The sequence below is a fragment of the Paenibacillus arenilitoris genome (assembly GCF_014705655.1).
GTDB lineage: Bacteria > Bacillota > Bacilli > Paenibacillales > Paenibacillaceae > Pristimantibacillus > Pristimantibacillus arenilitoris.
Genome location: NZ_JACXIY010000041.1, coordinates 1 through 14,199 on the forward strand (window position 1 = coordinate 1; position 14,199 = coordinate 14,199).

A 14,199-nucleotide genomic window follows, 5' to 3' on the forward strand; every position below is an offset into this window, starting at 1 on the left:
CATTTCGTTGTATCGCTTTTCCATTAATCCATGCGGATTAACGGGGCAGTTTCACTCGTTGTTCAGTTTTCAAAGAACAAGCTTTTGTTGCGCCGTCCGCTTGTTTCTCTCGGCCGGAATTAGAATATACCATGCACTTGCCCATTTGGTCAAGCATTATTCTGATTTTTTTTAAAAGGCATAAGCTCATCTTACCGATTTCCTAATAAAAGCAACAACCGTAATCAAAATCAGCGGCAGAGCGTAGGCAGTTGAACCCCAAAAGGGATGAACGACCGAAACGATTTCCACCCACTGCATATCCGAGCTGAACCCGACAAGGGTATTTATAAAAGCAACAAGCGCAATCGGCATCACGATCGACCGATGATCCTTAAGCTTCAATAAATGAGTAATATATAAACACAGCACATAAAGAGTAATCGTTGTTTTCATGTAGGAACCCGCGATTAAAGACAAGCCGATAACCGACTCGATTCTGGTCAAAATCTCCTGGACATCGATCGTGCGGGCCAACTCAAAGAGCGAATATTTTTTCACGCCAGCCAGCGGTCCGAACATCATGATGGTGCAAACGGTAGAAACGCAAAGCGTAACAATATTCAGAATTAAAGTCAGAAGCATGACAAGGTTCAGCCTGCCGCCCGAGCTCTTACGAACGAATGGAAAGAGCATGGCAAACAGAAAGACTTCCGCATAAGGAAAACCGAATGTAAAAAACGCACCGTTCAACATCGGTTTTATTCCATGCGGCATAACCGGAACGAGAAAAGTCAGGTTATAATGCTCCGTGCCAAGCAGTAAGACCGATGCAATAAAAATGACGATCAGGATCAGGATCAACGAGTACATTCTAGCCATGACCTCAATTCCTGCAACGACCGTCAATGCCGCTACGAGAAATACAGGAAAGGTAAACGCATAAATCGGCGTTTCTCTCATCATTGAGCTTCTCATAAACAAACCGATATCAAGGACGATTGCGGTGAGCATATGTAAAATAAAAGACAGCGGAAGAATGGATAAAATAAGGGTCGGCCAGCTTCCGACAAGCTTGCTGCTGTACTGCACGAAAGAAAGAGCGGGAAACCGGCGGTGCAAATAAAGCATGCAAACAAGCATCGCCATCCCTGCCGCGCCGGAAATCAGCAACGACAGCCATGCAGCGTTTTCCGCTTTGCCGATTAATGGAGCCGGAATGTTAATAATCGAAGATCCGGTCATAAATACGAAAAAAAGTATGCCCATCTGCATAGGGCTGACCGACTCCAGTTTTTTCATGATGCTCTCCTCCATTATTCCGAATCACTTCCCGGGCCCCTTCAACCATTGATCAATTGTTCTCGCCGAATCGGTATATACGAGATCGACCCATTCATATAGGCCAAATAAATCCATGCCCGCAACATATTCAATTCCGAGGTACACGGAGATAACAATAATGACAGCATAGACCGTCTTGTCTCTTTTGCCCGATCCGCCCTTCCAATGGAACGCGTCATATAGAAAAACCAGACCGTACGCAGACAGCAGGACAATTATACGCTCCAGCACTCGCCACCACCAGCCTTCCTATTTATTGCCATCCCCTGATACGGCCGGCTTATTGATTACGGTTCCTGTCGTTACAAGTGTTACTTTGACTTCCAATTCGAAAGTGGTTTCCGCAAACTGCCTGTCCCAAGTTCCCTTCATCGTTTCCCATTGTTTGGGGTTCGCTCTGTACAGCATGTTCCCGATCCCGATGATATCCGTTTTTTTTAATTGGAGGTAACGGATGGATTCCGACATCTGTTTTTTGATTTCTTCCTCCATCTTACGGACGAATTTCTCTTCATCTTCTCTCGTTTTTATTTCCGTACACCTCAGCTCGCCGGTAGCCCCTCTTACCACCGTCTTGACTTTAACGTTTACTTTCCCGTCTTTCTCCTTAGGCTTTAATTTCGTTTTTAAATCAAGCACCTCCATTGATTCCGTCCTCCTTGACTGGCCCGGACATGCGATCTCGATAATACCGGATTTATATTGATTTATCAGCATGACCAGTCCCTCCACCTTCTTGGAAGGCAGGACCCCCGTTAACTTGCCTTTTTTGACTAAGGCAAGACCTGCCGTGACGAATTTATCCTCTGCTCTCTTGTCTTCATAAACATAAGCCACAGCCGTATCGTTATGCGGGGCGTTCATCTGCAGCGCCAAATCAAGGAGAGTGGTATCGAGCGACTTCGCCGAATTTCTAAGAGAAAATTGCTGGGTCAAAGCAATCTGTTGGCCGGTTGTCTGTTCAATGACCGGCTGTCTGCTTAAGATTCGATCCGCGCGCCCACTCGTAATCAAGATGGATACCGTATGCCTCGGTTCATGATCCCTGTAGAAGAAGTCGATAAGCTCGCCGATATCCGTCGTTCTTGCTAGCTCTTCTCCAATTAAAAGGATGCGCATATGACTCCACTGGGCTTTTCTTCCCAGATGCAGCGGAATATCGCGGACCGCTTCGAATATTGAGCTATTCGACGTTTTGATTAACAGACTCGAAGATTTTGGGGACGCTCCTTTGCCTTTGCTGCTGCCGCCGGTTACCGGACGATACATTTGCGTCGTCATATCGATTGGCTCTTTTTTGCCCCGATCCAGAGCTACGGCCATGACGAAACCGGCCTCGTCCAGCTCCTCCTTGTTCCAGCAGCCCGAAAGGATCAAAAGAAATACGAGCATCAGGATCGAAACTTTCCATTTCATCTCATCCTTCGTCCCCTCGGGTTAGAATAAAATACAGAACGGGTATGGGCTATTTGCCTGTCTTGTGCAGCTGCTTGCGGGGGATCCTCAGCAATACTTTCAGAGGTATTCTTACGATTACGTCCCGGAGTTGAGCGATTCTGAGCGGCGCAAGCGGCGTGAGATAAGGTTGTCCGAGCGATCTAAGCTGACAAAGATGGAGCAGGATGAGCAGGAAGCAGATCATCATTCCGAAGCCGCCCATCAAGGCTGCGCAAAGCATGAGCGGGAATCTTAAAATACGCAGGGCGATGGCAATGCTGTATTGGGGAATCGCGAACGACGCGATGCCTGTCAAAGCGACGATAACGACCATGATCGGCGAGGCGATTCCGGCGGTAATGGCCGCTTCTCCGATGACGAGCGCCCCGACGATGCTGACGGCGGAGCCGATCGGCTTCGGCAGCCGCACCCCAGCTTCTCGCAGCAGCTCAAAGAAAAATTCCATAAGCAGCGCTTCAAAAAAAGCCGGCAGCGGGATCCCTTCGCGCGTATCGACGATTGCGAGCAGCAGAACGGTTGGAACGAGCTCGGAATGGTACGTCGTTAAAGCGATATAGATGCTTGGCAGCGTGAGCGCGATGATAAACGCGATGATGCGGAGCCACCGAACCAGGGTCGAGTAAATCGTTCTTTGGTAATAATCCTCGCTGGATTGGAAAAATTCAACAAATAAGCCAGGACACAACAAAATGCTGCCCGTGCCCTGCACGAGAACTGCTATCTTACCTTCAAGCATGGCGGCAACCGCCACATCCGGACGTTCCGTATACCGGTGCTGGGGAAAGGGTGACCATGTGGAATCCTCGATCAATTGTTCGACAAAAGAGGTTTCCAAAATTTCCACCTGTTTGATTTGTTCCATTCTGCTCTTAAATTCCGCCAACAGCTCCGGATCCACGGCATCGTCTATATATCCGCAAACCACATGGGTTCTCGTTACCCCGCCCGCGGATAACGATTCGATTTTAAACTTCGGCGAATTGATCCGCATTCGGAGCAAACCGATATTTTTATGCAGACTTTCGACGGTGCTCTCCCGCGGGCCCTGGACGACCGATTCGTTAGTCGGCTCCGTAATTTGTCTCGTCTCGATTTGCAGCGATTTATAGACCAATGCTCTATTCCACTTATTGAAAAAAATGACGATATTCCCATATGTAATTTGATCGACCGCCATCTCTAAATCCTCGAGCAGCTCCGCTTTTTTCTCGGATACCCCTTTATGCTCAAAAAAAGCAATAACGTCCTGAGGCAAAATATCCGTTCCCGGACCCACTTCATGCGTAACAAGATCCTGAAGGGAAGCCTTCATATAATTGAAAACTTCACCTTGTATAAGGGATTCGTAATATACGGAGCAAGCCTTATACTGCATTTCAGGTCCATATGACCATTGCTTGAAAACAATATCGGCGCTTCTTGCGAATATCTCTTCGAGCTGACGGATATTCTCCTCCAGTTGATCGGAGATCGGTCTCGCCGTTTCGTTGCCCGATTGCTTCTCGTTCACTTGTGATTGTCCGGTTGATTGCGTTGAATTCCCAACTTCCATGCCCGAACTCGAGGAATCTCCACTCATCCCAAATCACCCTTGTTTTCGCTTTTACTTGTTGGAATTGGGATTAGTATGGATTAGATCGGCCGAACCTATGCGATGATCCAATTATTGGCGGTTCTCGTCCGTCGACAACTTGCGGACGATATAGTCAGCCGTCCGTATAGCCAGCGCAACGGTTGACAATGTCGGATTTGACGCGCCAGTCGAAGGGAGGACGCTGTTATCGGCAACATAGAGACCTTCTACGCCGTGAATCTGTCCGTACCTGTCCGTTGCCGACGTGAGCGGATCATCGCCCATCCTGCAAGTTCCGAACTCATGGTTGTCAGCCCCGGGCGGCATCAAACAAATGGCAAGCGCGTCGTTTATCTTGGCCAGTCGCAGCTTCATGGCCGCCGAGGCCTGCTGGATACTTTCATACATCTGATAAAGAATGGCCTCGTCTTTCTCGCTGTACGAGAATTCGACTTGCAATTCCGGCATTCCGTATTCGTCTACTCTACTCGGATCAATATATACCCTGTTTTCGTATCGCGACTCCACCTTGCCCGAAGCGCCAAAAAAGCTGATTTCCCACTCATCCTTAATCGGCTTTTTATCGTAATGGTAATTGAAATATTGCTCCGGCCCTTGAAGCTGAAGCCGGTAAGGGCGGTCCTCGCTCTCAGGCACGATAATGCCGAGCGCGCCTAACGGTTCAGGAAATCCTGTCGTACTCACGCTGGCCGTTGCGATCAAATACGAATGATTGGTAAGATAGCGGCCGATCGCTCTTCCTGCGATGCCCGAATTAAGCAGTATACGCGGGGTTTGCAGGGCGCTTGCCGATAAAATGACGGTTTTGGCTTTAAGGATATAAGATTTCTTATCCGAGGTCATTACCCGAACGCCGGCTGCCTTTCCCCCTTCCGTTATCACTTCGGCGGCATAGGTGTTAACGGCCAAGTCAAAGGGACGCCTGCTGAGTGCTCTTGCCATGAACAGGATGGAACTGAAAAAAACATTGGAATGAAGCCGTCCGAATTTCGTCTGGTCAAGATCGGCGGCTATCGGGATATCGTTCGCATTGTAAAAACCGTTTTCACGGAGGCGCTCCAGCAAAATCTGCGTGATCGACGAACCCTTCGTATAGGTAGTCGTTACACTCATCACTTCTTCGGCAATATTGTAATACATCTCCATTTCTTCGATAGAAACCGGCCAGTCGGCGATCTCGAAATTAGGGATGCGGGGAGTTATCGCCCCCCATAATATCGTTCTTCCGCCTGCCGCATAGACCAGCTTCATACCGGGATATTGCGGAAGTCTGTTACCGATCAAATCGGTTATTTCAGGAGGAGCGTACACTCTGAAGTTGTCTCCGTTAATGGTAGCTATGTTGGCAACATGAGTCGGGAGGTAGAGGGGACCCCTTTCCACGATCCCGATCCGTTTATTATTATTTCCCCACTGCTCGCACAACCGCCAGAGGGCGGCTCCGCCTCCCGCGCCTGATCCGACGATGAGCACATCGTACTCGGTCTCGGCCATCTCCTCCGCATCTGCGAGCGGAATCCAATTGGGAATAAATTCGGACTCCGGCACCGGCGGGCAAAAAGGGGCAACGACCCTGCTTTCGTTCAGTGGCACGTAATGGGGATCCAAGTTGACGCGCTGGCCCGCGATATTTTTATAGGGATTGGAAATACGCGGATTTATCGCCGTCAATTGATCTAATTCAAGCTGAAATTGATGGGCTATTTTAAGGAGAGTATCACCTTGTCCGGCAATATAGATCCTCATTCGCATCACATCCTTTTAATGAAAATGTATGCTGTCACAACTTGTTTAAATGACGTCCCCCCATGCGCCGAAACCTTGATTTGTTGTTTTTTGATCGGGAGACACATATATATCCATATCAAGAAAGGGGGATTTATGCGATGAAAGTAAAAATTGGAAACGGCCCGCAATTTGAATTGAAAACGATAAATGTGACCATTTGGAATGAATTTATACACGAAAGAACGGAACCGAACGTAGCAAGCATTTATCCAAGGGGAATTCATGCCGCCATTGCCGCGGGCATCGAACCGTACGGCTTTAGAATCCGGATCGCAACCTTCGATCAGCCGGAGCATGGATTATCTCAAGAGGTCCTTAACCGGACGGACGTGTTGATCTGGTGGGGACATTTGGCTCATGAAGAGGTAGCCGACGAGATCGTCGACAGAATCTATGCGAAGGTGTTGCAAGGGATGGGACTCATCGTCCTGCATTCCGGGCATCGTTCGAAAATATTTCGGAAATTGATGGGGACGAGCTGCGATTTGAAATGGAGATCCGACGCCGAGCGGGAGCGATTGTGGGTGGTCGATCCCTCCCACCCGATTACCGAAGGAATCGGCGAATACTTCGAGCTGCAGACCGAGGAAATGTACGGCGAGTTTTTTGATATACCGGCTCCCGAAGAGCTCATATTTATCAGCTGGTTTCAAGGCGGGGAAGTTTTCCGCAGCGGGTGTGCCTACCAACGCGGACTCGGGAAAATTTTCTACTTCCGGCCAGGAGACCAGGTGTATCCTACATACTACAACCGCAATGTGCTCAGGGTTATCGCAAACGCGGTCCGCTGGGCGGCAAGCCCCCACGGGGCGACTCCGGTATTCGGAAATACGGCTCCTCTGGAGAAAATAATCAAGGAAGAACCTCCCCCGCCCATTCATGTCAAAGCGGCGTCAGGCGGCATGACTAAGCGATACCTCGGCGAAGCATCCGATGGCGAGTCGGTTTATCTCTACACCTTAACCAACCGAAACGGCATGCAAGCATCTATTATGACTTACGGCGGGATAATGACGAGCCTCAAAGTGCCCGATCGAAACGGAATAATGGAAGATGTCGTTCTCGGATACGCCACATTGGAGGAATATATGAAAACCGGCAATAAGCCCTACTTCGGAGCGTTAATCGGCCGGTATGCGAACCGTATCGCAAATGGCCGGTTCACGCTTGACGGCGTAACTTATCGGCTATCGGTCAATGAAGGCTCCAATACGCTTCACGGCGGCAAACGCGGATTTGACAAGAGGGTCTGGAAAGCGGAGGAGGTCTATCCGAATGGCGGGATCGGGCTCGCGCTCGGCTATTTGAGCGAAGACGGCGAGGAAGGATTTCCGGGGAATGTTGCGGTGAAAGCAGTCTACTCGCTTACGGACAACAATGAATTGCGAATCGACTACACGGCTACGACCGATGAAAAGACCGTATTGAACCTTACCCAGCATAACTATTATAATCTGGCCGGTGCAGGGAACGGTAACATTCTTGAACATATCGTTACGATCCGTTCCGATTGGTTTACTCCGGTCAAGCCGGACCTTATTCCGACAGGACAAGTGCAAAGCGTCGCAAATACGCCGCTGGACTTCCTTAAACCGATGTCCATCGGCTCGCGAATCCGATCGGACTATCCGCAAATGCGATTCGCAAACGGTTATGATTTCAATTATGCGCTGCTTCAAAAAGGGAGCGCCCTCCGTTTCGCCGCAAGCGTATTTGAACCGAATTCGGGCCGGTTGATGGAGGTGTACACGACGCAGCCCGCCATTCAGTTTTATTCAGGTAATCATCTTGACGGCGGCATTATCGGCAAGGAAGGAAAGGCATACCTTAAATATGGCGGTCTCAGCCTGGAGACGCAGCATTATCCGGACTCCCCGAATCATCCCCGTTTTCCAAGCACGGAACTGCTGCCAGGCCAAACTTACAGGCAGACAACCATATACAGGTTTTCCGCTGTGTAAGTGTAAGACGGTAATGGGGAGTGCAGCAATCTGCCGTCAAAGTTATCGCTTGAAAGGAGCTGTCCCTAAGGTCATTGACCGGGAGACGGCTTTTTTCTGCATTCAAACAGGAAATCGGTTTTGTGCGGCATAAAAGAAGCTTCCCCGGCATTACAGTATAAATAGGATGAATATAGGTTGAAAGGTTCTGCGTTCTTACATTTGGATGGGAGTGACTCCATTGAAAATATGGGTATCAAACGAGCATGATACGCTTCGGACGATCGCCCAAAAAATCGGCGTTTCCGTTGATGTGCTCATAAAGTTCAACCCGCATATCGCCTATCCCGATCTTGCCGCTGCCGGCCGAACCGTATATTTGCCTTCCGCACCGGCACTTGCGCCGGCCGACACGGGCAAATTCGCCGTGCCTTCGGGGGAATTGCAGGAAGGATCCATTCCGACATGCCCATTGCCGCCGGTCAGGCCGCTTAACAACTGGATTCCGCTTACCCCGATCGAGCAGATGGCCGAGGAGGAATACGATGTCCTCATAATCGGCACCGGAGCCGGCGGGGGATCCGTGCTGTGGCGATTATGCCAGCAGTGGAAGAACGAGAGAAAAAGGATCGGCATCATCGAACGCGGCGACCAGTACATACCGACGCAGGCGCGCAACCTGCCAACGATGAACCAGGAGCGGTTGTCCGCTTATTTCGCGCACTTATCGAGGCCGCTGCCGGGTGCCGGTCCCGGGTATCCGGGAGCAAGGCAGCTGTTTGCGCTTGGCGGCCGGACCTTGTTCTGGTATACGTTCTCGCCCCGGATGCATGCCTGGGATTTGGCGAAATGGCCGATTCCCGTCGAAGAGATGGAAAGCTACTACGGCGTCGCGGAGGAAGTCATGCGCGTAACCGATTCCTTCGCGGAGGGAGCATCGTTTACGGAAATGTTGCTCGAGAGGCTATGGATGCGGGGGTATTCCAAAGCGGCGCCGCTTCCTATCGCGGCCGATATATTGCCTCAAGCCTACGGAGAAATTCATACCGACATGTTCACAAGCTCCATTTCCCTTCTCGCCAGGGCGCTCAATTTAAGGCCGTTCGATCTGGCGATTAATTCGCGGGCCGTGGAGATCCTTCACGACAATGGAAGAGTAAGCGGAGTCAAGGTCGTAACACCTGATCGGGCGGTGCATACGTTGAGAGCCAAAACGATCGTCTGCAGCGCAAGCACGTTCGAAACGCCTCGCCTCTTGTTCTATTCGGGCATTCAAAATCCGGTTTTGGGACATTACTTCTCGAATCAGACGTTTGTGCAAGCAACGGGGAACATAAGCACGGCCGACTTCCCGATTCCATGGGGACCGCTTAACATCATGATCCCGCAAAAGCCGGAATCCCCTTATTCGGTTCTCATGACCGGCCCCGAAGCGTTCTATTGGTATCCCGTTGCCGTTCAAAGGCCGCTTACCGATTTGACTACCGTTAATTTCTACGGGTACGGCAAGGTCGAATCCAGATACGACAATTACGTCGCTCTGAATCCCTACAAAAAAGACGAGTACGGCATTCCGGAAATCGAGGTTCATTTTGCCCTGAATGACACCGACCGGCACGTCGTGCGCCAAATGACGGAAGGGATCCAAAGCATTGCCGTAAATGCAGGGATTCGTCTCGTTTCCGAGGCGGGCAGGCCGCCGATTTGTCTTACGCCCCTTGGGGATTTGCATCATGATTCGGGCACCTGCCGCATCGGAGACGACCCCTCCGCTTCGGCCGCGGACGAGTACGGGCAAGTCCGCGGCTTAACCGGTCTCTACGTGGCCGATAACAGCGCATTGCCCGATACCGGCGCGGAGAACCAGACATTAACGACGATCGCGCTCGCCATCCGAACGGCGGATTACATTGCCCGGACCAACCGGGCGTAAATTTTTATCCCTCTTCTTTCTTTGGCCGAATAAGCTTCACGTTCTTGTTCAGGACGAAAACCTGCTCCGCCTTCTCGCGGTGTTCGTCGGTAATATGCCCGCTTAGCGCTCTGTAAGCGATCAATACGGCCGTCGCATCGTCGGCAAAGCCGGCCACCGGGACGAAATCGGGGATGAGATCGATCGGCAGAATCCAATAGGCCAAGGCGCCGACCGCGGTCATTTTGGCCGAAAGCGGCGTGCCCGGATCAAGCGCGCAATAATAGAGCGTAACGACCTCCTTCGCGAAAGGAACCTTGCCCGCATGCCGCTTCGCCTTGGCCCAAAAACCCTCTTCCACGTATTTGGTCCGGGTCTCGTGGTCGCCGATCTTCTCGACCCATTGGTTCACGTCGACTTCCATCGGCTTATGCGAGCAGGACGGGCACTCCGCATCGTGGAGCGTTTGTTCGTCCACCTCGGCCGCGCTGCCGCATTTCGCGCATTCGACTGTCGCCATGCCATTCACCTCGCTCTCTACACCATCTAATACTCTTCGGTCGTCCCGCTCGTTTCAACCTTATGTATCGAATCCGCATTTAAGAATCCGCGAGCGTTAACTGCCCGCTCACCAGCGTGCTGTAGAAGCCTCCCCGCTCGATGAGCTGCTTGTGCGAGCCTTTCTCGAGAACGGCCCCGTCCTGCAGCACGACGATCTGGTCGGCCTGCCGGATCGTATTCAGGCGGTGCGCGATGACGAAGCTGGTACGGCCCTCCATGAGCCGCTGCAGCGCTTCCTGTATTTTGATTTCGGTAACGGTATCGATGCTGCTCGTCGCTTCGTCCAGCACCAGAATCGAAGGATCGGCCAAAATAGCCCTTGCGATCGCGAGCAGCTGCTTCTGCCCTTGGCTGATGCCGCTCCCGTCCGCTTTGAGAGGCGCGTCGTAGCCGCCGCGCAGCCGCTTGATGAACGAATGGGCATTGGCAAGCTTCGCCGCCCGCTCCACCTCTTCGTCCGTGGCGTCAAGCTTGCCGTAGCGGATATTTTCACGGATCGTCCCTTCGAACAGAAACGGATCCTGCAGCACGAAGGCCATCTTCGAGCGGAGGCTTTCCCGTTTGATGGCACGGGTGTCCAAGCCGTCGATGCGAATGCTTCCCGAGCTTGGGTCGTAGAATCGGCAAAGCAGCTGAATGAGCGTCGTTTTTCCCGCTCCCGTCGATCCGACGAGCGCCACCGTCTCGCCGGCATTTACGGAGAAGCCGACCTTCCGGATCGTGGACTCGCGGCCTTCGTAGGCGAACGAGACGTCGTCGAATACGACTTCGCCCTTCACCGGGCCAAGCTCGATCGCCGCTCCCTCGTCCTTCCGCTCCTCTTCCTCGGCGAGCACGTCGAATACCCGCTCCGCGCCGGCTACGGCCGACAGCAGCGTATTCCACTGGTTCGCCAAATCGTTGAGCGGTCTCGTGAACTGCCTTGCATATTCGGCGAATATGACGATGACGCCGACCGTGATCGCGTCGTTCAACACGAATAAGGCGCCGATGCCCGCGATAATCGCGAAGCTTAAATTGTTTAACGCGTTCATGAGCTTCGGGATAAATCCCGAAATGGTCTGCGCCCAAAAGCCGGACAACCGTATGCGCTCGTTCCTCTCCTTAAATGCCGCGACTACCGTCTTCTCCTGCGAATAGGCCTTCACGATCCGCTGCCCGGAAAGCGTCTCCTCGATGTAACCGTTCAAATCGCCCAGATTGCGTTGCTGCGCTTTGAACAGCCGGCCGGTCTGCGTCGTGATCCATTTCATGCCAAGCGCCATAAGCGGAACGACGAGGAAGGTGAGCAGCGTGAGCATCGGACTGAGCGACAGCATGACACCGACCGTGCCGATCAGCAGCAGGACGCTCGAGAACACTTGAATGACCGAGCTGTTCAGTGAAGCGCTGACGTTCTCGATGTCGTTCGTGACCCGGCTCATCAGCTCGCCGTGCTGGCGCTTGCCGAAATAAGGGATCGGCAGCCTGTGCAAATGCTCGAACAGCTGCACCCTCATAAGGTAGACGATCTGCTGGGAGATGGCGATCATCCAAATGCTCTGCAGCCACATTGCAACGGAATGCAAGACGTAGACGACGGCCATGCCGGCAAGGAAGACAAGGAAGCCGCCGCCGCGGTTTATGAGAAAATGGTCGATGGCCGTGCCCGCAAGGTAAGGGCCGAGCAAGGAAAAAGCGGAGCTCAGCACGACCATCGCAATAACGGCCGCGAGCCTGCCTTTGTAATCGATCAAATAGCCCCACATCCGCCGAAGGGTCGCGGCCGTATTTCTCGCTCTTGGCTTCGCCTTGGCTTTCCCCGGGGCACCCGCTCCTTCCGCCGCCTCCGAGGCGCGTTCCGGCCTGGCGTACCGGAAAGGCTCCTTCAGCTCCCTAAGCATGAGACACACCTTCCTTCCCGAATTGCGACTCGTAAATTTTCCGGTATAGGGCGGATTCGCGAAGCAGCTGCCCGTGATTGCCCCGCGCGATCAACCGGCCGTCGTCAAGCAGCAGGATCGCGTCCGCGCCTGCCGTCGAGCTGATCTTCTGCGTAATAAGGAACGTCGTGCATTTCATTTGCTTAAGCGCTTGCAGCAATGCCTCCTCCGTCCGAACGTCCAGCGCGCTCGTGCTGTCGTCCAGAAGAAGAATGGCGGGCTTGCGGACAAGCGCCCTCGCGATGGTCAGCCGCTGCTTCTGCCCGCCGGACAAATTGACGCCCTTCTGACCGACGATCGTATCGTACCGCTGCGGCAGCTTCATGATCGTCTCGTGAATTTGCGCGATTTTGGCCGCTTCCATCACTTCTTCGAGCGTCGCGTCCTCCTTGCCCCAACGGATGTTCTCTTCGACGCTGCCGGTGAACAGCATAATATCCTGCGGGACGTACCCGACCTGGCGCCGCAGCCGCTCCAGCTTGATCTGGCGGGTATCGGCGCCGTCGACGCGCACGACGCCCTCCTCCGCGTCATACAAGCGGGGGATGAGCTGGATAAGCGAGGACTTGCCGGATCCGGTCGCCCCCATGATCGCGATCGTTTCGCCCGGTCCGGCCTCGAAGGATATCCCGCTCAGGATCAGTTCCTCCGTATCCGGGTAGCGGAACGATACGTTCTCGAAGGCAACGGCTCCTCTGCTTGGCATGCGCGCCGCCGCGGAGCTGTCCTTCGCGTCGAGCAGGTCGATTTCGGTCCCCAGCACCTCTTCGATCCGCTGCGCCGACGCGCGGGCACGCGAGAAGTTGACGATGATCATCGACATGATCGACAGCGCCGCGGTCGTTCGGGTCGCGTAATTGACGACCGCCACGACTTCGCCTACGGATGCGCTTCCGAAATCGAGCTGCACCCGGCCGAACCAGAGCACGGCGATGACGCTGGCGTTCATGACGAGCAAGATGACCGGCATCGTCGCCTCGGTAAGCCTGAGCGCCGCGACCGTCTTCTCCTTCAGCCGCTCGCTGGATCCGCCGAACCGCTCGGCTTCGTGCTTCATGCGGACGAACGCCCGGACGATGCGCATGCCGATCAAATTTTGCTGCATGACGCCGTTCACTTGGTCGAGCTGCTGCTGCACGCTGCGGAACAGCCGCTCCCCCCGCTTAAGCACCCACATCAGGAAGACGGCGAGGAAAGGCACGACGGCGGCCAGCCACAGCGCGAGCTTCGGTTGGACGACGAACGCCATGACGATGCTTCCGACGACGAGAAGCGGCGCGCGCAGCATGATGCGAAGCCCCATGAACACCGTATTTTGCAGCTGCATGACGTCGTTCGTCAATCTGGTAATAAGCGATGATTCCGGAAACCGGTTGAAATTGGCGAACGAGAACGATTGCACCTTGTCGTATAGCCTCTCCCTCAAGTCGAAGCCGAAGCTTTGACTGACGTGGGACGCATAGAACGAACTGAGAATGCCGACCGCGAAAGCGATGACCGAGCAGGCGATCAGCACGCCGCCCCATGTCAGGACGACCGACAGATCGTCGCGCCCGATGCCGTCGTCGATAATCTTGGAAATAATAAAAGGCTGCAGCAGCTCTACCGCCAGCTCCATCAACATGAGCAGCAGAGCCACTATTGCAGCCAGACGATACTTCTTCAAAAAGGCAAACATGGTCAGCATCGCGAAGCCTCCGA

9 protein-coding genes and 2 pseudogenes are annotated in these 14,199 nt (G+C 53.2%); 3 read left to right on the top strand and 8 right to left on the bottom strand.

The genetic code is table 11. The features are described 5' to 3' along the window. Positions 1–186 precede the first annotated feature (186 nt). The 5 genes from IDH41_RS26180 to IDH41_RS26200 form a co-directional block, all read right to left on the bottom strand. Positions 187–1,281: a GerAB/ArcD/ProY family transporter gene (locus IDH41_RS26180; protein ID WP_190866449.1), complete on the bottom strand. Its 1,095-nt coding sequence runs from the start codon at positions 1,279–1,281 to the stop codon at positions 187–189. Between the two features lie 24 nt (positions 1,282–1,305). Continuing rightward, positions 1,306–1,554 (bottom strand): hypothetical protein, encoded by a 249-nt coding sequence (locus IDH41_RS26185; protein WP_190866450.1) that lies wholly within the window; start codon positions 1,552–1,554, stop codon positions 1,306–1,308. A gap of 18 nt (positions 1,555–1,572) precedes the next feature. Beyond that, positions 1,573–2,739: a Ger(x)C family spore germination protein gene (locus IDH41_RS26190; RefSeq protein WP_190866452.1), complete on the bottom strand. Its 1,167-nt coding sequence runs from the start codon at positions 2,737–2,739 to the stop codon at positions 1,573–1,575. 49 nt (positions 2,740–2,788) lie between these two features. Next, complete coding sequence (locus IDH41_RS26195) at positions 2,789–4,291, bottom strand: spore germination protein (RefSeq protein ID WP_317890821.1); 1,503 nt, start codon at positions 4,289–4,291, stop codon at positions 2,789–2,791. A gap of 153 nt (positions 4,292–4,444) precedes the next feature. After that, positions 4,445–6,121 (bottom strand): GMC oxidoreductase, encoded by a 1,677-nt coding sequence (locus tag IDH41_RS26200; protein WP_190866454.1) that lies wholly within the window; start codon positions 6,119–6,121, stop codon positions 4,445–4,447. Between the two features lie 140 nt (positions 6,122–6,261). Here IDH41_RS26200 and IDH41_RS31585 point away from each other — a divergent pair. The 3 genes and pseudogenes from IDH41_RS31585 to IDH41_RS26210 all read left to right on the top strand — a co-directional run. After that, a pseudogene (locus IDH41_RS31585) lies at positions 6,262–7,014 on the top strand (ThuA domain-containing protein); the annotation flags it as partial. A gap of 81 nt (positions 7,015–7,095) precedes the next feature. Beyond that, a pseudogene (locus tag IDH41_RS31590) lies at positions 7,096–8,124 on the top strand (aldose epimerase family protein); the annotation flags it as partial. 220 nt (positions 8,125–8,344) lie between these two features. Continuing rightward, positions 8,345–10,036: a GMC oxidoreductase gene (locus tag IDH41_RS26210; protein ID WP_223830082.1), complete on the top strand. Its 1,692-nt coding sequence runs from the start codon at positions 8,345–8,347 to the stop codon at positions 10,034–10,036. Between the two features lie 4 nt (positions 10,037–10,040). On the opposite strand, the gene IDH41_RS26215 is transcribed toward IDH41_RS26210, so the two are convergent. The 3 genes from IDH41_RS26215 to IDH41_RS26225 form a co-directional block, all read right to left on the bottom strand. Next, entirely contained in the window at positions 10,041–10,535 is a 495-nt protein-coding gene (locus IDH41_RS26215; RefSeq protein WP_223830083.1) for a YkvA family protein, read from the bottom strand. A 79-nt stretch (positions 10,536–10,614) separates the two neighbouring features. After that, entirely contained in the window at positions 10,615–12,459 is a 1,845-nt protein-coding gene (locus IDH41_RS26220; RefSeq protein ID WP_190866460.1) for an ABC transporter ATP-binding protein, read from the bottom strand. After that, a complete protein-coding gene (locus tag IDH41_RS26225) occupies positions 12,452–14,185 on the bottom strand; it encodes an ABC transporter ATP-binding protein (protein ID WP_190866462.1) in 1,734 nt (577 codons plus the stop codon). The genes IDH41_RS26220 and IDH41_RS26225 overlap by 8 nt, the downstream gene beginning before the upstream one ends. Positions 14,186–14,199: the final 14 nt, after the last annotated feature.